A 20567-nucleotide genomic window follows, 5' to 3' on the forward strand; every position below is an offset into this window, starting at 1 on the left:
AAGGAGATTAAGAGTCAGATGACGTTTTCTAAAAAAGCACAAAGAATTATGTTTGCTTTGTGGTTGTTATTTGTTCCACTTGGAACTCTTTTAGTATATTTATATTCTCCTACTGGGCCTAGTGATTGGAAAGGTTACGCAGCCTTTTTGGTGTTGGCGTTACTTTCAAGTGTGTTTCCGTTTTTTATAGCTGGAACGACATTTGTTTTGGTCATCTGGGTTCAAATTGCCATCTTTTTAAAATATGGAATTTTAGCCGAACTTATATCAATGCAAATATGTATGATTCCATTAATTTACCATTTAAAGATTTCAAGAGATACATTATATAAATATTTCTTTAATTCGTTTATGTTTTTTTCTCTTTCTGTTCTTTGTGGTACTTTGGTTCTTTCATTAGGCTATGAAATAGGAAATGTAAATATCAGGGATGTGATTGTATATGGTTCTATTTTTGCAATCTCCTATTTATCTATAAACCATCTATTCCTATATACGAGGGAATATTTATGTGACTGGAAACCACTATTTTTCACTAAAGATTTATATTGGGAATTTGCATGTTTGTTTATTACACTGCCATTCGGTTTAAGTCTATATCTTTTTGAGAACAAGGTAGGTTCAATAGCTCTCTGGTTACTAGCTCTCCCTTTATTAGCTATTTCATTGTTAATCCGCATGTATAGCGATTCAGAAAAAGTAAATGCCGATTTAAACAAGGCGAGTGAGTTCGGTCATCAGCTTGCCGATCGCATGACCTCGACTGAGATTTTGGATATGTTCTTGAAAAAAATATCTGACATTTTCCCATTTGACGCGGGTTATATAGTAGATAATATAAATAGTATTGATAAATTCTTTGTTTTACGTGCCATAGAAGATGGGGAAAATAAAAAAAAGGAATCTCTTCATGATGATATACAATCTAGCCTAGCTGGCAAAGGATATGAAAAGGGAGAACCTATACTTTATAATAAACAGACAGAATGGGCACATATAAAACCACCTTTTTTAGCAGATGATATGCAAAGCGTAATGTGTGTACCTATCTATAGAAATCAAAGAATTGAAGGAGTTCTAGTTTTAGCTGCAAGAGAGAAGTTTGCATTTGAATCGTATCAACTAAAAATAGTTCACTTGTTATGCTCTTATTTTGCTGTGTCATTAGAAAAAGCTAGATATGTAAAAGACGCAGTGGAGAAAAGTGAAATATGCGAATTGACGAAGATTTATAATTATAGATATTTAGACAAGCAGTTGAAGCTAGATATGTTACGATTGAAAAATGGTTCTCTTCATACTGTTTCGTTGATCATGATAGATATCGATAAATTTAAAGATGTTAATGATACGTATGGTCACCACAGTGGGAATATTATTTTGCAAGAATTCGCCAAAATAATTAAAGAGGAAATTGGGACAAGTGGGACAGTTGGAAGATATGGGGGAGAAGAATTCGTAATTCTCTTACCAAATTATTCGAAATTACAGGCTATGAATATTGCGGAGCAACTTCGTCGGAAAATCGAACAAACGCCATTTATGGTACCACTCGATTTAGGTGACATAACACGAGAAGAAATAATATTCATAACCGCAAGCATTGGTGTCTCTACAGCACCCGAAGACAGTGACGAAGGAATGTCTCTACTTCGAAATGCAGACCGTGCCTTGTATATTGGAGCGAAGCAGGCGGGTAGAAATCGGGTTGCGGAGTATGTGAAGTGAAAAGAAGTTGACTCGCATTTATTTGTGAGACAACTTCTTTTTTTATTGGGGGCTAACACAAGAAAGCGCTCCTCAAACGATCGCCACAAAAACTTTGCCAAATAGGATCGCTCCAAGAGGAGTTAGCCACAAATTGAAGGAGCATTTGTGACTAACTCCGCGCTGTAGGTGTTTTTCTAGCGAGGTTTAGTAATCTTTCCCAGTGTCAGTCACAAATAAAGAACATTTGAGTCTGACGCAAGGAAAGGACGCGGTTTTGTTTGGTATTTACAAAAGGTGGCAGATTTTTTGAAAAGAAGAAAAGGGCCGAGAGAGTTATCGTTACTCATTCTCGGCTCTTCTTCATTTCTATTCTTCTATTATGAGTTCATGTCTGCTGGACTCGATAAAAGAATTGTATTTACTTGTCAGAATTCTATTTTAGTTTGCTAACATAGAGTCCGAAAAACAATTTTATTAGTTATAAATTACATTATTAATGAAATCATTTTCTATTATGGGTTTTGGTTCTGGTTCTGGTTTTGGTGCTTGGTTCCCACTAGGACAAAGAATATCTAATTCGTTTTTTGAAACAAAGTTTGGTTGCTTACCATTAGTTGAATAAATTGTACCTTTTAAAGATTCATCCATGTAAACATTACTTGTTGAATCAATGTTTAAGAAAGTGCCCCAAATCGGGTTCTGTGTAGCTAATTTTCTGAAACAGACGGTGGATTTATTCCCAATTGTTATGCTAGGGCCAGTCACATTATTGCCGAAATTTATAGTAGAGTTACTAATATTTAAATTATTTTTAAACAATGAAGTTCCAGAAATATTGCTATTCTTTGCGCCATTAAATTCTACTGGATTATTAAAAGTTGCATTACCAAAAATATTAACAGATGTAGTATTAAACTTTGCATTATAATTAAACAGTGCATTACCTAAGATATCTATCTTAGATCCAGTGAAATTAGAAACGTCTTTGAAATCTACATTATTTTCGATTTCAAATATAGTATTAATAAAGTCTGCGTTTTTTTTAAATAGTGTATATCCAATCACTGAGAACTTTCCTGATTCGAAGTTTACCGTCGATTCAAAGACTTGATCTCCTGCTCCGTATAATGTGAAATTTTTGCCACCTAAATTATTATTGAAATTACCATTGCCTTTCATAAACAATGAGATATTTTCGGTGGAATCTAGCAATTTGAAAGTTGTGCTTCCAGTAGATTCTATGGTAAGATTTTTGGCTCCTTTTAGGTCGTTGAAACTATTTGTTCCATTAGTAAAAATGAAAGAGTTATTAAAATTTTTGTTTATTGTTAAGTTTAAAGGGTTGAAACTTTTACTGCTATTTTCAGGATAGTATACAATATTATTACTTAAGTTTAAAAATGTACTTAAATCATTGGTTTTACACGGTACATTATTAGAACTCATAGGATTTTTGCAAACCTGGGTAGGAATTGTTTCAAAAAAGAGATGTCTCGGTATTTCAAAAGAATTTTGAGGATTACCAGTATTTCCTCCTCCTGCTCCTCCTGTGTTACCTGTCGGAAATGTAATCAAATCAGTTGGAAAGTTAAAATATGCAGTTAATCTCTTTTCCTTATTTTTAATCTTTCCAACTACATTAATTTCTAGTAAAATATTTGAAATAAATTTAGGTTTAAATTCATTGCTATCAGCCAATAAGAAATATGTAGATTCATCATCTAATGTTATTTTTTTTATTGCAGTGTTATTTGAAAGGTTCAATATCTCAGTTTTTAATGCTGCTAAATATTCTTGCTTAATTGTATCTAACGATCTTTGAATATTTTGTGGTAGTCCATTATTTGCTGTAATCGCATTTATAGTATCCTGACTATATTTTGCAATTAAATTAATTATCGCAGCTTGATAATACTCCACCCCCATCTCAGCGATAGCAGTAACTTCATAAGTCTCATCCGTTTTCTCCACTTGTTTTTGCTGATTCATTGCACTTAAAGTAAATGATGAAAAGAAAATAACAATTATTGTAATGATTACTAAAGTGAGTATAAGAGTGTAACCTTTTTCATTGTGCAATTTTTTCATCATCAATTAACACATCCTTTTACATGTAATTTGCTAAATGTTGTTTTTGCATCAAAAGAGATTTTTTCATTTGATTTAGAAGTTAGAGTTAACTCCAGTGTGAATTCTTTGCTTGGAAGAGTGATATTATTAACTTGATATTTAATAGCTGTATTATTGAATTTTGCTGAGTCAGACGGAATACAATCATTAATATTTAGAAATCCGTCGTCAGTAACTTTAATTTCTTTAATTGTCGATTTCGTATGCATTTGTTGAATGGTGTTTAATATAATATTTGCCTCTTGTTGCAATTGATTTTGTGTAACTGCTCTATCGTTAAAATTCAACGCTTGAAAAAAGAGATTCCAAATAAGTACAGAGATCACTCCGAACAATGCGAGTGCTGCTAGTAATTCTACTAAAGTAATTCCTTTTTCATTAGATTTAGTTGCCATTAGAAAACTCCTCTTAGTAAAACTTCATTTCTTAAGATATCCGTATGTTGATGCTTGTATTAGATCGTTAGGATTCAAAACGTCTATTTTCATCTTGTGTAAGGTTTGTGCAGTTCCACTTACGGCTTCTATCGGCCAAAGCGAAATATTTATTTTTGTAGATTTTCCATTTGAAGTATACGTTCCTGAAAGTATAATTGGATTTGTTGAATTATTAATTTTTTGAGAAGGAGTTATTGGTAAGTTAGTCCCTGATATTGCATCAGTATATGTAATTCTCTTCATTTTCACTAAAACTTCTTTCCCCACATTCGCCGCTTCCAAATTATCCCCTGTACGATTATTCATATTCGCCATTTGTGGGAAGATTGATAGAAACATGGAGAGTACTACGGTTAGCAACACGACAGACGCTAGTATTTCTATTAATGTAAACCCACTGTTATTTTTAAGATTATGCAACATTAGGCAATCCTCCTTTTTACGTGCGAAATTTGGCTTCATTTAGCATCTTCTTCTATTAAGTACACATATTTATCAAACTTTTAGTGAGGAAACTCACAATCTACTTGTGAAATATATAGGGAACTATAAAAAAATTTGTAATTTGTTCTGTTATACTCTTGTAATTGGTCTCTTAATCATATATAAATAAGTACAAAGAATCAATTTAAATTTCAATATATTCAAATATATATATATTAGATAGTCTTAAAGTACTTGGTTTTATAAAAGTAGATTCTTAATACCTATTAAATGATTAATATATGCAAGTTATACTATAATAATAGTGAGAGTTATTGAAAAGGAAGTGAATTAGTGAAAATTATTTGGAAAACAGTTGTTTTAGTTATCTTAACATCTTTTCTTTTTTATATGTGGTCCGGTAATTTCGCTCCTTTGCAGCAACAAGTGAAAGCAGAAGGGGAAGTTTCAGGTTCTACTATTGGTGGACAAGAAGTCGAGTCGCTTGAAAAGGATGAAATCATTTCTGTATTAAACGCGGAAATTGTAGAGTGGAAGCAAAATCCGATACTATTGACTGGTAATAATACAGATATTTCGCTAGATCCAGAGTGGTTTACCTTTAATGTCGAAGCAACTGTCGAACAGTATGAAAATCAAGTAGCTACACCCTGGTATGCATTTTGGAATTCTGCTCCAACTGTTCATATTCCTGTACAGTTTACGATGAATCCAGAACTAATAACATTAATAGAAGAAACCGCTCAATTAAATACAGAAGAAACCATTGTCAATATAAACAATCAAGTTGGCGTTCTATCAATGGAACCAATCGAAACTGTTGCACTTGATTTATCCATGTTTCAAACTGAACGTATAGCTTTTAGTTCAGAAAATATAGTGGTTAATTCAAATGGGTTAACGAATATTGCATCTGCATTAAATGAACGAGTTATTAAAGGTGGAGAAGTATTTTCTTTGTTAGACGGTTTGAAGGAAATAAATGTAGATGCAAATAAAGAAAGTGTCGATTTTGTTGCTTCAGTTTTATATAGTGTTTTACTTCAAACGAATGTTGAAATAGTGGAACGACATTCGCAGGGGATCATGCCAAACTATCTTGAACCAGGTGTAGAAGCAAAAATTCGTAAAAATACAAATAAAGATTTAAAGTTTATAAATACAAACAATGCTCCAATCGTCTTGAAGATGCAACTTAAAGGAACTGATCTATTAGTAGAGATTTACTCAGTTCGATTAGACACGGAAGCGACTTACCGAGTGGCCGATAAAGTAGAGATTAAGCCCCGCACTATATACCGTTATTCTGCAGCATTAAAAGTTGGACAAGAAAAACTGGTAGAAGAAGGAAAGGTTGGGTTACGAGTTTCTGTTTACCGAACTATCTCCGAAAAGAATGGGCCTTTTGAAAAAGATGAGTTAATAAGTTCAGATTATTATCCGCCAACCAATCAAGTTATTTTGAAGTCATCTGTAGTACCTGAAACACCGACTGTAACAGATCCAGACTTAGCAATAGATCTTAATGGAGACGGGTTCCCAGATGTAGTGACAAAACCATCAACAGAAACGGATTCAAAAGCTAATGTCGATGGCGCAAATAAAGACGAAACAACAGAACCAGAAATAGATAAAGAGACTGGATTACCTATTGGTACTGAGTACGACAAGAGTGGAAATATAGTCGATTCCATTACAAACGATTAACAAAGAAAGGGGGCAGCGTAGATGAAAGCAAACGCGAGGAAACGATTAGGAGACTTATTAGTTGAATCATTGGTTATAAGTACCGAACAATTAGACTATGCACTATCTAGTAAAAGTCGAGACGAAAAACTTGGTGACTTTCTCATTAGAGAAAACCTACTAACAGAACAACAGTTAATTGAGGTACTTGAGTTTCAATTAGGAATTCCTCACGTTAGTTTAAACCAATATGCGATTGAACCCGAGCTAATTCAATTAGTTCCGAAAGAATTGGCTAAACGAGCGAATATTATGCCGATACGTAAGGAAAAAAACAAACTAATGATTGCTATGGCCGATCCAATGGACTATTTTGCCATTGAAGAAGTTCGGATGGCAACAGGCTGTCAAATCGAAACAAGTATCGCAGCGAAAGATGATCTGTTCCGGACAATTTCGAAATACTATGATTTGCAAGAGTCCATGGATCTAGCAATGATGGATATGACCCCTGTAGACATAGAAAATGACACACAAATTACGGATGAAGATTCACCGATTGTTCGACTCGTGAATCAGATTATCGCAAACGGTGTCGCGCAACGAGCAAGTGACGTTCACTTTGACCCACAAGAAACGGAACTTCGAGTACGCTACCGCGTAGATGGTGTATTGAGAACAGAACGTGGGCTACCTAAACATATGCAAAACGTTATAATAGCTCGTATTAAAATTTTAGGTAATTTAAATATAACGGAAAATAGATTGCCTCAAGATGGTCGTATTAAAATTAACGTGAATATGAAACCAATCGATATCCGTCTTTCCACTTTACCAACCATTTATGGGGAAAAAGTAGTTATGCGTATTTTAGACTTGAGTAGTGCGCTTAATAGTCTAGCAAAACTTGGATTCAATGAAAAAAATTACAAAACATTTAGTAATATGATAAAAAAACCGAATGGAATTGTCTTAATCACGGGTCCAACTGGTTCGGGTAAATCTTCTACTTTGTATGCAGGACTAAACGAACTAAACGGGGAAGATGTCAATATTATTACTGTAGAAGACCCAGTCGAATATCAATTAGCAGGAGTTAACCAAATTCAAGTTCGCGAAGAAGTAGGATTGACATTTGCAACTGGTCTACGTTCTATTTTGCGACAAGATCCAGATATCGTGATGGTTGGGGAAATACGTGATTTAGAAACGGCGCAAATTGCTGTTCGTGCTTCTTTAACTGGGCATCTCGTACTTAGTACATTGCATACAAATAGTGCCGTTGAATCAGTTGCACGTTTGAAAGACATGGGAGTAGAACCTTTCTTACTTTCCTCTTCATTAGTAGGAGTTTTATCACAACGTTTAGTTCGAAAAGTTTGTCGTGATTGTAGTGAAATGCAAATGCCAAATGAACGTGAAAAAGCTATTTTTATGGAACACGGTATGGAAATAAATGAAGTACGACGCGGAAAAGGGTGTCCTGTTTGTAATCATACGGGTTATAGAGGACGTTTAGCCATTCATGAAATACTTGCTGTGGATGAATTTGTCAAAGATGCCATTTTAACTGGGAAAAGCTCAGCAACTCTTCGAGAATATATGAAAGAAAGTGGTTATTATAATTTGTTAGAAGATGGCCTATTAAAAGTACAAGAGGGATTAACAACAACGGAAGAAATACTTCGTGTTGCAACAATTGACTGAGGTGGATGGGATGGAAATTTCGATAATCGACTTATTACAAAAATCGTTTCATGACCGAGCATCCGATCTGCATATCACGGTTGGACTTCCTCCTATATTTCGAGTAAACGGTGTGCTACAAAATTTTGGTGACGTCAATTTAAATGAAGCTGATACAAGAGCGATGCTAGAAGAAATTCTACCTGCGCTTAAAATAGAAGAATTCAAAGCAAAAGGTGAATTTGACTTTAGTTACGAATTACCAGGTCTGTGTCGCTTCCGTATAAATGCCTACCATCAACAAACGCATGTCGCAATTGCCGCTCGTATGATAGATGCTAAAATACCGGCTATTGAAACACTAGGAATGCCGGATGTACTAAAAACACTGGCCGATAAAGCCCAAGGACTCATCTTAGTAACAGGTCCAACTGGTTCGGGGAAATCGACGACGCTTGCTGCGATGATCGACTATATTAACACAACGTCATCGAAGCATATTATTACGCTAGAAGATCCAATTGAGTATATACATTCGCATAAGAAATCGGTGATCAATCAACGTGAAGTAGGAGCAGATACACAAAGCTTCTCAAATGGTTTACGTGCTGCACTTAGGCAAGATCCAGATGTGATACTTGTTGGGGAAATGCGAGATTTAGAAACGATTTCCACTGCGATTACTGCAGCGGAAACGGGTCATTTAGTCATGGCAACACTGCATACAAGTAGTGCTCCCACAACGATTGACCGAATCATCGATGTATTTCCACCACATCAGCAAGGACAAATTCGGATTCAACTGGCGAATGTGCTACAAGGAATTATTTCCCAACGATTATTTGTTCGACACGATGCAAAAGGTCGAGTTGCCGCGACGGAAATATTAGTACAAACACCATCTGTAGCGAACCTTATTCGCAATGAAAAAGTACATCAAATTCAAAACGTCATGCAAACAAGCCGTGCGCTCGGAATGCATACGCTCGAATCGTCTATACAAAACTTGGTAACTACAGGGAAAGTTTCATTGGAATCTGCCAAGCCATTTATGAATGTAGGTGAGTATTGATGGTTGTTTTTAAATACAACGGTCGTACTACGGCGGGAGCAGTAAAAAAAGGTACAGTAGATGCAATCAATAAACAAGCTGCCATCACAAAACTTCGTGCACAAGGAATTAACCCAAGGGAACTAGAAGAATCGAAAAGTCTTCTGCACAAAGAGATTTCCATTGGGGGAACGGTAAAAAACCAAGATTTCGTTGTTTATAGTAGACAGTTTGCAACACTTATAAGAGCTGGTGTCTCTATCTTAGAATCTACTAGAATACTAGCAGACCAAACGTCTAGTAAACCTTTAAAAAAAGCATTGCAATCAGTGGGGGAAGATGTAAAATCTGGATTGTCATTCTCAGATGCATCAGCCAGGTATCCGAAAGTGTTTCCTCCACTATTCGTTAATATGATTCGCGCAGGAGAATTGACAGGGAACTTGGATGAATCTTTAGAAAGATTAGCATTTTCCTTTGAAAAGCAATATAACTTGAAAAAGAAAGTACAGTCAATGATGGTATATCCCATTTTTTTACTCATTATGACGGTAGTAGTAGCAGGTTTTCTCATGTTAACTATTGTTCCACAATTTGTGACGATGTTCGATGAAATGGGAGCAGAACTACCGACCATTACAAAGGTAGTCATGAGCTTTAGTGAAATACTTCAGACTTCTTGGTATATTATCATTCTGGTAGTTGTTGTCGTAGTTGTCGTATTCAACTATTTTTATAAAAAGAATGAAGCATTTAATTTTTCTGTAAATCTTATTCTACTTAGAATACCTGTATTCGGTACATTGCTACAAAAGTCAGCAATCGCTCGAATGACACGTACACTTTCCTCTCTATTCAGTAGTTCAGTGCCCATTTTACAAGCATTGACAATAGTAGAGAAAGTGATTGGCAATCCAGTAGTAGCAAAAGTAGTGCGTGAATCACGGACAAGCTTAGAGCAAGGGAGCACATTAACAGCACCACTCGAAAAAAGTTGGATTTTTCCACCTTTAGTAACCCAAATGACCGCAATTGGTGAGTCAACTGGCTCACTTGATTATATGTTAGAAAAAATTGCAGTGTTTTACGAAGACGATGTAGATCGCACAGTAGACTCGTTAAAGTCACTAATTGAACCACTCATGATTGTGATTTTAGCGGGAGTAGTAGGAACGATTGTTATGGCAATTATGGTGCCTATGTTTAGTATGTATGAACAAATGTAACTTACTTCAGTAAATACTGAAGTAAGTTACAGCCTCCGGCGGATGTCACAGATTTTGAAAGGAGTGAATCGTGCTAGCACGATTCAAAATCTGGACGCAATTACGCCAAGGCTAAATTGATTTATTGTTTTCAATTTAAGGAGGTGATAAGTCATGAAAACAATGATGAATGAAACACCGAACGAAATTTCTATAACAAAATCTAGGGGGAATAATAAAATGAAAAAATTCACAAAACTATTTAAAAATGAAAAAGGTTTAACACTTATCGAGCTTCTAGCTGTAATCGTAATCCTTGCTATTGTAGCAGCAATTGCTGTGCCATCAATAAGTGGGGTTATTGATAATAGTAGATATAATGCAGTAAAAGCTGATGCTACAAATATACTGAATGCTGCTCAACTGTACTTTGTTGAAGATGGAGAAAATACTGCGGTAACTTTAGTAACAGTCGAAGGTTTGAAAACGGCTGGATATTTAGAATCTGAAGGGAAAATCCCTTTAACTGCTGAGATTGCCAAGTCTAAGCCACTTGCATTATCTAAAGCAACGGTCAAATATTCTGGTGAGAAAGCTGTTACTTTTACTGGAGCTACTTTAAAAGGAATTATTGAAGATGAGCAAAAAGGTTCGACTGATACCGCTAAAACTGTTATAGGAAAAGGTAAAACCGAATAAGTATAATTATTAACATTTATTGTTCTAGTTCTGCATTGATAAATTAAAATGAGATTAAACAGCATGAAATTAAATAATACAGCAGGCACTAGCCTGCTGTATCTCTTATTTTCACGTTTGAGCAAACGAACAATTCGTTTCCTGAAACGTGAAACTACAATAGAAATAGATAGAAAGTCATGGGGGGGTGCCGGCTATGTTCAAAAGTAAAAAGAATCGTTTTGTTGCTTTGGAAGTGAATGAGTATGTCATCCGAGCAATTGTGATGAACAGTCTAGATATAAAACAAGCTGTTGTGTATGAACATCCGTTAAAAGCTGGAATCATTGAAGGGGATACGATTCGAGATGAGATGGCTTTGTTTGATGAATTGAAAGAGCTTGTAGCTGCATGGGGTGTTAAACGACATGATGTGCTTTTTTTTGTGCCCGATAGCTCGGTGATGATGAAGTCATTTGAACATCCTGCTGATGTTGTATCGGCTAAGTTAAAAGCCTATGTGGAAATGGAGCTTGGACGTACGATTCACTTGCCTTTTGCTCATCCCCTAATTGATGTGTATGATGAAAAACCTAATGACGGGGAAGCGACACTTTTTGCTGCTCCTTCCGATGAAGTGAATAAAATGGCTGGTTTATTAGATGATGTGTCCTTAAATCCAACTGTCGCCGATATTCGTACGTTATCGACGATTCGCTATTTAGAAACACTGAAGGCTTTTGCGGATCACAAGAGTTACTTGATCACCGATTGGTCGATTGCAGGTGTTTCGATTTGTATTTACACGCCCGGAAAGATAGAGTTCCTGCGTTACCAAACGATTGAAACGATAATGAATAAATGGCAAAGTCAACAAATAGATGACGGGGAAGTGCAATTTTCATATGATGGTGAAATAGCAGAATATCGTATGCAATTAGTCGATCAAATTGCGGAAATTGACCGAATTCTAAATTTCTATCGTTTTTCTCTTTATAAAGGAGAAAAAGCAGTAGATGAGTTAATCGTTTTAGGAGACTCACCGGAAATTGATCATATTGTATCTGAGATACGATCAAACTATGAAACTCCTATGACCTATATTGGAGATCAAGAAGTTCAATCACTAAATCCTCAGTTGAAATCTAGACATATTTCACTTATTGGACTTGTATATAAGGAGGTCAATTAATGGTTCCAGAAATTAATTTATTACCTAAGATTGAACGAAAACAGTCTAGTAATGTTGTCCTTATTTTAGCCTTTGTGTTATTTGGTATCCTTGTACTATTTTTAAGTATGCAATTATTTTCGTTAAAAAAGGATATTAGTGTTTTAAGTTCGGAAGAAACACAGTTAGTAGGACAACGAGATGTATTAGTTGCTCAAGTATCTGCTTCTGCACAAAAAGAGCAAGGCACACTTGCTAGTTCTGTAACGTTTGTGGAGAGTATTTCCTACCCCGTAAGCCCTTTAATAGATGAAGTACATAGGTTATTACTTGAGAACACCTACTTACGTGATTATCAGTTTGGGGAAAAGGCTGTGGATCTAGTCGTAGATTTCGAAACGATGAATGATCTTTCCTTATTTGTGGAGAACTTATTAAATAGTACCTATTTCACAGATGTCCAAGTGCAATCAATTTCTACTTTTGAACCATCTCTTACCACAGAAGACACTGCGGATAGTACGAAGACTGATTTTGATGTGCAATCTCGCTATTCTGCTACGTTTACACTTATTATGGACCAAGCTTATTTGAGTGCAGGAGGTGCCCGTCCATGAATGATTTGATGAGTAATAAGAAGACGGCTACTTTAGTAATAGCCGCATTCATAGCGTTGATCCTTGGGGCGATTTATTATTTATATATATATCCATTAAATGGAGTAAAAGACGCCAAAGAATCTACTGTATTGTCCGTGCAAAGTGAAATTGCGGTTCTAGACCAACAATTAGTTGCTTCTGAAGTGGTGGGAGAAGAGCCAGAAGAGCAAGTATTTGATTTGACGAAAAAAGTTCCGCCTACTCGAGGCTTAGATGAATTAATACGCTCGATTGAAGAAGTAGAACTAGTGACTGAATCTATCGTTGAGTCCATCGACTTTAATAATTATGACGGGGTTGTTGCTGAATCGACACTTGCACCGACAGAAACAGAAGATGGCGCGGAAACAACAGAAACGACTGAAACAACAGAAGATACTACAGAAAACGGAGCACCTACTGACACCGAAACTCCAGTTTCTCCGGTAGCAGGGATCGTACTTCCACCGCAGTTAAAGTTACTCACTTTTAATATTTCTGTGTTAACAAAGGACTATGATCATTTCAAACTGTTTATCGAAGAGCTAGAAGCATTGGAACGTATTGTTCGAGTAGACCAATTAAGTTTCTCGATGCCTGGGGAGGAACAGTTTTACGAAATGGACTCGGATGAAACGATTGCAGCAGAAATTCAAGTAACGACATTTTATTATGATGAAAAATAAGAATGGATAGGAAGATACTCTTTGTCTATTTCTCAAATATGTATTTATATAGCCGTATATATACTACCAGCTCTTTATATGTTTGGGCTGGCTTGCATTGTCATTGCTCAGCATGCTAAAAGACTGGAAAATAGGTTAATTGCTACTATGTTATTTATATATTGTATTGTATTTTTAGGAGAGTTATTCCGTCACTTACTTCCGATTAACTATAGTACATCCTTAGTGGAGATTATCTTAGGAAGTTTAGGTGTATTAACAATTGGGGTATCGTTTCATCTATATATGTATGTTGCCGACTTGCATAAGCTGATGAAAACAGTGTATCCTTTCTTATTTTATATTCCGTTTATATGTCTAGTAATTATCCAGCTTCTTGGATTAAATTTCTTTTCATCCGTTACCTATAATTTAGAAGGAATTTGGCATAAACCTGTAGTTGATGAAACATATTACATTACTTTAACGATTGCTGTTCTGTTAAATGTAGTCTTGTTATTCATTCTTGTTATTGGCAATAGAAAAGTATTTGATAGAAAACGAAAAAAATTACTCCGTTTTTTAATGCTGTATAGTATAACAACTTTAGTAATGAAAATCGGCTTTGGTTATCCGAGCTATAGTGAAAGCTTTCCTCCTTATCCGATAATTTTCGAAGGGCTTATTTTTTCTGTCTTCATATCCTTTTCCTATTTACATAATGATTTATTACCAAATATCACCAAGCACTACCAAACGCTTTTTGATATTAGTCCAATCTCTATTATAATTGTAAATGAAAATATGGATATTATAGAAATTAACAATCAAGGAATGATTTTGATAGGAATGCAAAAAAGTTCGGAACTTAACTTAATGAAGTTTGCACAAACAAAACATAATAAAAATCAATTACATAAATTGATCTACGATATTCAAAGAGAAGGAATAGTTCAAGATTACCCCATAACATTAGAAAATATATTTAATGATGGCACCTTACATTTTTCCGTTGATGCGAAGATGGTTATTACTGGTGAAGAGAAAAATTATTATGCGATGCTTAGAGACGTGACGAGCGAAGTAAAAAAAGAAAAGGTTATTTTACATATGGCCTATCATGATGTACTTACAGATTTGCATAATCGAGCGTATTTTGTGACGCAGCTTAGGAAAAAATTAGTAGAAATATCGAAAAGTCCAATTAGTGAATCAGTTTTTGTCTTAATAGATTTGAATAACTTTAAATCTATTAATGATAGTTTTGGTCATCAGATTGGAGATCAAGTACTCCATCATACTGCATCTATTTTGAAACAATCGGTGTCTGAAAATGCCTTAGTTGCCCGTTTAGGTGGGGATGAATTCGTGCTATTTCTCCAAGATTTTAACTCTAGAGAAAAGATTTCTGAGTGGCTTTATCATTTACGTTCCACATTTGAGAAAAGTAGTTTTTATTATAATGATATTGAGATTAAAATTGAACCAAGTATCGGGATTAGCATCTTTCCTGAACAAGGTACAACCTTCGAAGATTTGTTTAATCAAGCCGATTTAAACATGTATATCGATAAAGAAAATTCAAAAAGCAAGAAATTAGGTGTTTAAAATGGAATTTGTACTATTATTTATATTTTTCTCATACGGCCTAGTTTTCGGTTCTTTCTTTAACGTAGTAGGTCTACGCATTCCAAAAGGAGAATCGATTGTTAAACCTCCTTCTCATTGTACGGTTTGCGATCGGCGTTTAACGATTAAAGATTTAGTGCCAGTGTTTTCATATGTGTTTCTCAAAGGGAAATGTCGAGGGTGTGGAACAAAGATTAATTGGGTGTACCCAGTGATGGAGCTTGCGACAGGATTATTATTCGCGTTTGCTTATTTGCAGCTGGGATTTTCATTGGAGTTAATTGTTGCGCTATTGTTTATCTCGCTTTTAGTTATTATTACGGTGTCGGATATTGCGTATATGCTTATTCCTGATAAGATTCTGTTATTCTTTTTGATTCCATTAATAGTGTTACGAGTTTTAGAACCACTTGACCCGTGGTGGGATAGTATTGTCGGTGCGGTTGTTGGGTTTGGTGTTTTATTCCTCATTGCGATTGTGTCTAAGGGAGGCATGGGTGGAGGAGATATTAAGTTATTCTTCGTCATCGGTCTAGTGCTAGGTTGGGCTCCGACATTACTGACTTTATTCTTAGCTTCCATTATTGGCACGGTTATTGGGATTATTTCATTAAGACGATCAAAACAAAGTAGAAAAACGCCGATTCCATTTGGACCATCTATAGCGATAGCTGCTATTATTGCTTATTTTTATGGAGAGATGCTTGTCGATTGGTATGTGAATTTGTTTTTTTAACTCGATAACTTTTTTTGGCGAGCCGACATAGGTCTCGTCTTTTTTTATATTCTTCGTGATAAGGTTATAAAAAAAGAGGTGATTCTATGCCAATTGGAAGACGGAATAATACGAGAAAAAAAGTAGTATTAGCTGGCATACAAGGATTAATCATTGGGGTTGTTGGAGTTCTATTGTTCGGATTAATATTAAACTTAGCGAATGATAAGAAAGTGGAAAGTGAAGAAGTCGAAATTACGACTCCCACAGATGAGGAAGATAAGTTAGAGGTAATAGGAAAAGTGGAGGAAAAATCTCTCCCTTTTCAAGCAAAACAATATGGCATGTTCACTTCCAAGGAAAGTGCGATTGCCTTCATAGGATCTCAGCCCTCCCTTGCTAAAGCGAGTATTTTCCAGGTGGGGAACGAGTTTTATGTGTGGAGTGATTTATACGCTACAACTATTCCGACACAAGAAGTGGAAGTACTGCCTACTTTTATAAAGAGTTTATATGTGTCGACGAACAGCTGTGAAGATTCTAAAGTCATAAAAGTAATGGAATTAATACAGGAAGAGAATTTAAGTAAAAAATTTTTTGACTCTATAGCTAAAAAAGAAGACTATCCAGACGATTTAATGCAAATTGTGCAGGCTATATCAGCGTTTTCAGAAGTTCCCTCTGTCATGAGATCTCATATTTTTTCACATTATGTTGCGACGAACAATTGTTTGAAATTGAATTTCTGATACCACTTTCTCGGTAAGAATTAAATTGTTGCTTTTTATACACAATTTCCATTTTTTCAATTGTTTTGTATGCTATTGAAAAGGAGGAATTAAAAATGAAATTAACAACTAACCAACGATTTATTTTAGCTAGTGAGTCACCTAGAAGAAAAGAACTTTTTGGTAAATTAGGTATTCCTTTTGAGGTGATAGTCTCAGGAGCAGCGGAAATAGTAGAAGGGAATCTTACAGTTGAAGAAGTGGCCATGAATATCGCTATTAGCAAAACAACAGCCATTTTAAAGGAAAATCCTTCTGCAATTGTCATAGCTGCGGATACAATTGTTAGCTTTGAGGACGAATTTTTGATGAAACCGAAAGATCATGCTGAAGCAAAGGCCTTTCTTCAAAAGCTATCCGGAAATAAGCATCAAGTGACAACAGGTGTTGCTATTTATGGGGAGGGTTGTTCGATAAGTTTTGCCGAGACTACTTTGGTACAGTTTTTTGAGCTTTCTGAAGGACAAATAGATGCTTATGTGGCAACTGGAGATTCATTGGATAAAGCAGGTGCTTATGGAATACAAACAATGGGGGGATTATTCGTCCAAAGTATCCAAGGAGATTATAATAATGTCATTGGGCTTCCAATTAGTCGCTTATTTAAAGCGTTATTGTCTCTTCGTTTGATAGAAATTGAGCGGGGGCTGAATTCATGAATACTAAGTTGCCGCCATCCCTTATGATTCGTGATGTTCATGTGTCGGATCGTCCTAGAGAACGACTAGTTAGACAAGGTGCCTCAAGCTTATCTAACCAAGAATTGATCGCAATCCTGCTTCGAACAGGTACCAAGCAAGAATCCGTTCTTCACCTCGCAAATCGTGTCCTCAATTATTTTGAGCAAATTCAGGAGCTGAAACATGCTTCTATCGAAGAGTTAACTGCCGTTAAAGGTATTGGACAAGCAAAAGCTGTCCAATTACTTGCGGCAGTTGAACTGGGGAAACGACTATCCCAACAAAAGACAGATGACAAATTTACGATTCGCTCCCCCAAAGATGCTGCTACATACTTAATGGCAGATATGACCTCTTTAAAACAAGAACATTTTGTCACACTTTTCCTCAATGTCAAGAACCAAATCCTTCATAAACAAACCATTTTTATAGGTTCTCTTAACGCTTCCATCGTACATCCAAGGGAAATTTTCCGTGAAGCTGTAAAACGTTCCGCTGCCTCGATAATTTGCGCTCATAATCATCCTTCCGGCAATCCAACACCTTCCACAGAAGATATTGACGTAACGAAGAGACTTTATGAAGCGGGCTTACTTATGGGCATAGAAATGCTCGACCATATGATAATCGGCGATCATCAGTTTATTAGCTTAAAAGAAAAAGGGTATATGTGACACTGTGCATTTTCCTATCTATCAGTTATAATAAGAGTTATGACTTTATAACAACGAAGTGAAACTTGTTCGAGATAGAAAGGGAGTAAATAATAGTGTTTGGATTTGGATCAAGAGATTTGGGTATAGATTTAGGGACAGCAAATACGCTAGTTTTCATTAAAGGAAAAGGGATTGTGCTAAGAGAGCCATCCGTTGTAGCGAAAAATGTACAAAATGGTGCGATCGTAGCAGTAGGGAACGACGCGAAAAATATGATCGGTCGTACGCCAGGTTCGATAGTTGCGATTCGTCCGATGAAAGACGGAGTTATCGCAGATTTTGATACAACTGCTGCGATGATTGAATATTATTTAAGAAATGCGATGAAAGCATCTGGAATGTCTTGGAGTAAACCAAATGTCATGATTTGTGTGCCATTTGGTATTACTTCTGTGGAGCAACGTGCAGTAATTGATGCTGCTAAACAAGCTGGTGCGCGTGATGCTTTAACAATAGAAGAGCCTTTTGCAGCTGCAATTGGTGCAAATTTACCTGTTTGGGAACCTACTGGTAGTATGGTCGTTGATATAGGTGGAGGTACTACAGAAGTTGCGGTTATATCATTAGGTGGTATCGTAACAAGTGAATCCGTTCGTGTTGCAGGGGATTCGATGGACCATGCCATTACAGCTTATATCCGCAAAACATATAATTTAACAATTGGTGAACGCACGTCAGAAGCGATTAAGATTGAAATTGGCTCTGCAAGAGTGACCGATGAAGAAGAAAATATGGATATTCGCGGACGTGATCTAGTTACTGGTCTGCCAAAAACAATTGAAATTACCTCAAAAGAAATTTCGAATGCTTTACGTGAGTCCATTACTGCCATTATCGATGGCGTGAAAAAAACATTAGAACAAACTCCACCTGAATTATCAGCGGACGTAATGGAGCGAGGCATCATGTTAACTGGCGGTGGTGCGTTACTGAAAAATCTGGACAAAGTTATCAGTGAACAAACGAATATACCTGTATTCATTGCAGAAAATCCTCTGGATTGTGTTGCAATTGGTACTGGGAAAGCGTTAGATCATATGAATGTATTAAAACGTCAACAAACAAAACACTAAGGAGAAGTGTGATATGCCACAGTTTTTTTCGAATAAGCGATTAATATTGCTGCTTGTAGGGATGATTTTTCTTGTGGCGCTCATCAGCTTTTCTTTGCGAGATCGAAATCATGCATCCTTGCCTGAACAGCTAATCAAAGATGTGGTCGGTTTTGGACAATCTATGTTTTCCAAACCGACTCAGTATATAACGGGTGTTTTTGATAATGTAGAATCTTTACTAAATACATATGATGAAAATAAACGATTAAAAGTAAGATTAGAGGATTATGTAACACTTCAAGCTTCTGTAAATGATCAACGTCTTGAAAATGATGAGCTACGCAAAATTGTCGATAAGGAAGAGGATCTACGTGCGTATAATCCTATCCAATCGACTGTAATAGCTAGAAATCCCGACCAATGGGAAGAGAAAATTATTATTGATAAAGGTGAAATTCACGGAGTATTGGAAAATATGGCTGTAATGACTGCTCAAGGGTTAATTGGGAAAGTTATATTAACCACGCCCTATACGTCCACTGTGGAACTTTTATCTACACAAAATCCAAACTATCGTGTTTCAGCAGTAATAGCTGGGGATCAAGAAGTTTTTGGACTTATTGAAGGATTTGACGAACAGCGTAAAGAATTAATACTAAAAAGAATCGATAACGAATATGAAGTGAAAGTAGGTCAAAAAGTTACGACTTCTGGACTAGGTGGAATATTTCCAAAAGGTATTCTCATCGGAGAAGTAACAGAAGTCACAACCGATGATTATGGCTTAACTAAATTAGCGTATGTTAAACCTGCAGCTAGTTTCTCTATTTTAGATCATGTGATTATTTCTAAGCGTACGATTACTCCAGTGGATGGTTCAGATGGAGAAAATACGGAGGCTGATCTAAGAGAAGCCGAAGGGGACGGCTCATGATTCGTATTCTAGTAATTGCTATTTCGGTTCTATTATTCTATTTAGAACCGATTTTTGGTCTTTTTTCGCCGATTGAATTGAATAATGATTTTTATGTATTAGTCCCACGTTTTCTTATCATATATCTGATTTTTGTATCCATTTATTATGACCGAAAACGTGCGATAGTTTATGGTTTGTTTTTTGGGCTCTTGTATGATGTCTTTTTCATTGATATTATTGGATTATATTCTTTTATATATCCGCTAATGTGTTTGGTTGCGAGTTATACGGTTAAATACATTCACCAACATCTCTTAGTTTCTAGTATCCTCACCTTGCTTCTTGTGGCAGTGGTAGAGTTATTATTGTTCTTATTTTATACTTTCATCGGTATCAAAACGATGACATTTACTAGTTTTTATCAACATAATCTCATTCCTACAATGATTGCAAATGCCGTCTTTTTATTAATGTTCGGATGGGCTTTTAAATATATTCTTCTAAATCGGTTTAATCAAAAAGCTTTATTGCTCCAAAAATAGCTTGTTGATTTAACAGTAGATCTGA

At 35.7% G+C, this 20567-nt stretch carries 21 protein-coding genes; 18 read left to right on the plus strand and 3 right to left on the minus strand.

The genetic code is table 11. The features are described 5' to 3' along the window. Window positions 1–18: 18 nt before the first annotated feature. Window positions 19–1728 carry a sensor domain-containing diguanylate cyclase gene (locus LDK52_RS02895; protein ID WP_277584449.1) on the plus strand — a complete coding sequence of 570 codons (1710 nt, stop codon included), beginning with the start codon at window positions 19–21 and terminating at the stop codon, window positions 1726–1728. Between the two features lie 288 nt (window positions 1729–2016). Continuing rightward, window positions 2017–2160, plus strand: a complete 144-nt coding sequence (locus LDK52_RS02900) for a hypothetical protein (RefSeq protein WP_277584450.1) — start codon at window positions 2017–2019, stop codon at window positions 2158–2160. Window positions 2161–2184: 24 nt separating this feature from the next. On the opposite strand, the gene LDK52_RS02905 is transcribed toward LDK52_RS02900, so the two are convergent. The 3 genes from LDK52_RS02905 to LDK52_RS02915 are packed head-to-tail and all read right to left on the minus strand — an operon-like array spanning window position 2185 to window position 4700. Beyond that, window positions 2185–3801 (minus strand): hypothetical protein, encoded by a 1617-nt coding sequence (locus LDK52_RS02905; RefSeq protein WP_277584451.1) that lies wholly within the window; start codon window positions 3799–3801, stop codon window positions 2185–2187. Next, entirely contained in the window at window positions 3801–4235 is a 435-nt protein-coding gene (locus tag LDK52_RS02910) for a prepilin-type N-terminal cleavage/methylation domain-containing protein (protein ID WP_277584452.1), read from the minus strand. Before LDK52_RS02910 ends, LDK52_RS02905 begins: the two co-directional genes overlap by 1 nt. A gap of 24 nt (window positions 4236–4259) precedes the next feature. Next, entirely contained in the window at window positions 4260–4700 is a 441-nt protein-coding gene (locus LDK52_RS02915; protein WP_277584453.1) for a PulJ/GspJ family protein, read from the minus strand. Window positions 4701–5054: 354 nt separating this feature from the next. On the opposite strand from LDK52_RS02915, the gene LDK52_RS02920 reads away from it, so the two are divergent. From LDK52_RS02920 to mreD, 16 genes are all read left to right on the plus strand, one after another. Next, window positions 5055–6428, plus strand: coding sequence for a VanW family protein (locus tag LDK52_RS02920; protein WP_277584454.1), 1374 nt, complete (start codon window positions 5055–5057; stop codon window positions 6426–6428). A 21-nt stretch (window positions 6429–6449) separates the two neighbouring features. Continuing rightward, window positions 6450–8114 carry a GspE/PulE family protein gene (locus LDK52_RS02925; RefSeq protein WP_277584455.1) on the plus strand — a complete coding sequence of 555 codons (1665 nt, stop codon included), beginning with the start codon at window positions 6450–6452 and terminating at the stop codon, window positions 8112–8114. A 10-nt stretch (window positions 8115–8124) separates the two neighbouring features. Beyond that, window positions 8125–9165: a type IV pilus twitching motility protein PilT gene (locus LDK52_RS02930; RefSeq protein WP_277584456.1), complete on the plus strand. Its 1041-nt coding sequence runs from the start codon at window positions 8125–8127 to the stop codon at window positions 9163–9165. Beyond that, on the plus strand, window positions 9165–10370 hold the full coding sequence (locus tag LDK52_RS02935) for a type II secretion system F family protein (RefSeq protein ID WP_277584457.1): 1206 nt from the start codon (window positions 9165–9167) through the stop codon (window positions 10368–10370). Before LDK52_RS02930 ends, LDK52_RS02935 begins: the two co-directional genes overlap by 1 nt. 153 nt (window positions 10371–10523) lie before the next feature. Beyond that, on the plus strand, window positions 10524–11048 hold the full coding sequence (locus LDK52_RS02940; protein WP_277584458.1) for a competence type IV pilus major pilin ComGC: 525 nt from the start codon (window positions 10524–10526) through the stop codon (window positions 11046–11048). Between the two features lie 196 nt (window positions 11049–11244). Then, a complete protein-coding gene (gene pilM, locus LDK52_RS02945; protein ID WP_277584459.1) occupies window positions 11245–12219 on the plus strand; it encodes a type IV pilus biogenesis protein PilM in 975 nt (324 codons plus the stop codon). After that, entirely contained in the window at window positions 12219–12815 is a 597-nt protein-coding gene (locus LDK52_RS02950; RefSeq protein WP_277584460.1) for a PilN domain-containing protein, read from the plus strand. The genes pilM and LDK52_RS02950 overlap by 1 nt, the downstream gene beginning before the upstream one ends. Further along, the gene (locus tag LDK52_RS02955; protein WP_277584461.1) at window positions 12812–13522 is read left to right on the plus strand and encodes a hypothetical protein; all 711 of its coding nucleotides are present in this window, start codon (window positions 12812–12814) and stop codon (window positions 13520–13522) included. Before LDK52_RS02950 ends, LDK52_RS02955 begins: the two co-directional genes overlap by 4 nt. A 21-nt stretch (window positions 13523–13543) precedes the next feature. Then, window positions 13544–15109 (plus strand): GGDEF domain-containing protein, encoded by a 1566-nt coding sequence (locus LDK52_RS02960; RefSeq protein ID WP_277584462.1) that lies wholly within the window; start codon window positions 13544–13546, stop codon window positions 15107–15109. A gap of 1 nt (window position 15110) precedes the next feature. Beyond that, window positions 15111–15866, plus strand: coding sequence for a prepilin peptidase (locus LDK52_RS02965; protein WP_277584463.1), 756 nt, complete (start codon window positions 15111–15113; stop codon window positions 15864–15866). 86 nt (window positions 15867–15952) lie between these two features. Next, a complete protein-coding gene (locus tag LDK52_RS02970) occupies window positions 15953–16594 on the plus strand; it encodes a hypothetical protein (RefSeq protein WP_277584464.1) in 642 nt (213 codons plus the stop codon). A 95-nt stretch (window positions 16595–16689) separates the two neighbouring features. Further along, window positions 16690–17292, plus strand: coding sequence for a Maf family protein (locus LDK52_RS02975; protein ID WP_277584465.1), 603 nt, complete (start codon window positions 16690–16692; stop codon window positions 17290–17292). Continuing rightward, window positions 17289–17987 (plus strand): RadC family protein, encoded by a 699-nt coding sequence (gene radC / locus LDK52_RS02980; protein WP_277584466.1) that lies wholly within the window; start codon window positions 17289–17291, stop codon window positions 17985–17987. Before LDK52_RS02975 ends, radC begins: the two co-directional genes overlap by 4 nt. 95 nt (window positions 17988–18082) lie before the next feature. After that, window positions 18083–19102: a rod shape-determining protein gene (locus LDK52_RS02985; protein WP_277584467.1), complete on the plus strand. Its 1020-nt coding sequence runs from the start codon at window positions 18083–18085 to the stop codon at window positions 19100–19102. A gap of 13 nt (window positions 19103–19115) precedes the next feature. After that, complete coding sequence (gene mreC / locus LDK52_RS02990; RefSeq protein WP_277584468.1) at window positions 19116–20018, plus strand: rod shape-determining protein MreC; 903 nt, start codon at window positions 19116–19118, stop codon at window positions 20016–20018. Continuing rightward, entirely contained in the window at window positions 20015–20542 is a 528-nt protein-coding gene (gene mreD, locus LDK52_RS02995) for a rod shape-determining protein MreD (protein ID WP_277584469.1), read from the plus strand. The genes mreC and mreD overlap by 4 nt, the downstream gene beginning before the upstream one ends. Window positions 20543–20567 lie beyond the last annotated feature (25 nt).

Origin of the sequence: Psychrobacillus antarcticus (assembly GCF_029533155.1) — a bacterium.
Lineage (GTDB): Bacteria > Bacillota > Bacilli > Bacillales_A > Planococcaceae > Psychrobacillus > Psychrobacillus antarcticus.

Coding starts and splice junctions, on each gene's coding strand:
- LDK52_RS02905 (WP_277584451.1), bottom strand. CDS start 3,801: ATGATGAAAAAATTGCACAATGAAAAAGGTTACACTCTTATACTCACT.
- LDK52_RS02965 (WP_277584463.1), top strand. CDS start 15,111: ATGGAATTTGTACTATTATTTATATTTTTCTCATACGGCCTAGTTTTC.
- LDK52_RS02950 (WP_277584460.1), top strand. CDS start 12,219: ATGGTTCCAGAAATTAATTTATTACCTAAGATTGAACGAAAACAGTCT.
- LDK52_RS02910 (WP_277584452.1), bottom strand. CDS start 4,235: ATGGCAACTAAATCTAATGAAAAAGGAATTACTTTAGTAGAATTACTA.
- mreC (WP_277584468.1), top strand. CDS start 19,116: ATGCCACAGTTTTTTTCGAATAAGCGATTAATATTGCTGCTTGTAGGG.
- LDK52_RS02915 (WP_277584453.1), bottom strand. CDS start 4,700: ATGTTGCATAATCTTAAAAATAACAGTGGGTTTACATTAATAGAAATA.
- LDK52_RS02925 (WP_277584455.1), top strand. CDS start 6,450: ATGAAAGCAAACGCGAGGAAACGATTAGGAGACTTATTAGTTGAATCA.
- LDK52_RS02935 (WP_277584457.1), top strand. CDS start 9,165: ATGGTTGTTTTTAAATACAACGGTCGTACTACGGCGGGAGCAGTAAAA.
- LDK52_RS02895 (WP_277584449.1), top strand. CDS start 19: ATGACGTTTTCTAAAAAAGCACAAAGAATTATGTTTGCTTTGTGGTTG.
- LDK52_RS02970 (WP_277584464.1), top strand. CDS start 15,953: ATGCCAATTGGAAGACGGAATAATACGAGAAAAAAAGTAGTATTAGCT.
- radC (WP_277584466.1), top strand. CDS start 17,289: ATGAATACTAAGTTGCCGCCATCCCTTATGATTCGTGATGTTCATGTG.
- LDK52_RS02955 (WP_277584461.1), top strand. CDS start 12,812: ATGAATGATTTGATGAGTAATAAGAAGACGGCTACTTTAGTAATAGCC.
- pilM (WP_277584459.1), top strand. CDS start 11,245: ATGTTCAAAAGTAAAAAGAATCGTTTTGTTGCTTTGGAAGTGAATGAG.
- LDK52_RS02940 (WP_277584458.1), top strand. CDS start 10,524: ATGAAAACAATGATGAATGAAACACCGAACGAAATTTCTATAACAAAA.
- LDK52_RS02930 (WP_277584456.1), top strand. CDS start 8,125: ATGGAAATTTCGATAATCGACTTATTACAAAAATCGTTTCATGACCGA.
- mreD (WP_277584469.1), top strand. CDS start 20,015: ATGATTCGTATTCTAGTAATTGCTATTTCGGTTCTATTATTCTATTTA.
- LDK52_RS02975 (WP_277584465.1), top strand. CDS start 16,690: ATGAAATTAACAACTAACCAACGATTTATTTTAGCTAGTGAGTCACCT.